Consider the following 578-nt stretch of genomic DNA (forward strand, 5'->3'; position numbering starts at 1 on the left):
ACATAGGTGGCGGTCTCGACGGTGCCGGTACAGAACCCGTCATCGGCGGCACAGGCACGCAGCCGGCCCGGCTGCACAGCGACCTTCACCTGACTGCCGGAGGGCAGGTCATGGCGACGCGCCTTCAAGAGAGTGCCGCTGGCATCCAGACGGACCAGGGTGTGGGCCTCGGTGTGCTGCTCGATACGGCCGGGCAGGAAGTTCGCCGCGCCCAGGAAGTCCGCCACGAACGGTGTCTTGGGCCGCTCGAACAACTCCCTGGGAGTGTCGAACTGCTCGATCAGACCGTTACGCATCACCGCGATACGGTCCGACATCACCAGCGCCTCTTCCTGATCATGCGTCACATAGATGACCGTCAGGCCGAGTTCCTGCTGAATGGACTTGATCTCCACCTGAAGCTGATCACGCAGCTTCTTGTCCAGGGCGCCCAAGGGCTCGTCCATGAGGATGACCGGCGGGCGGTAGACCAGAGCCCGGCACAACGCCACACGCTGCTGCTGGCCACCGGACAGCTCACGCGGCTTACGACCACCGAACCGGGACAGGCCCGCGATCTCCAGCGTCTCCCCCACCCG

Annotated in this window: 1 protein-coding gene; it reads right to left on the reverse strand. The window is 65.2% G+C overall.

Annotated elements, in window-relative coordinates; genetic code table 11:
- The coding region (locus tag ADK65_RS36555) for an ABC transporter ATP-binding protein (RefSeq protein ID WP_159038876.1) at nucleotides 1-578 on the reverse strand (578 nt) is incomplete at both ends.

It is taken from the genome of Streptomyces sp. NRRL B-1140, from assembly GCF_001280065.1.
Lineage (GTDB): Bacteria > Actinomycetota > Actinomycetes > Streptomycetales > Streptomycetaceae > Streptomyces.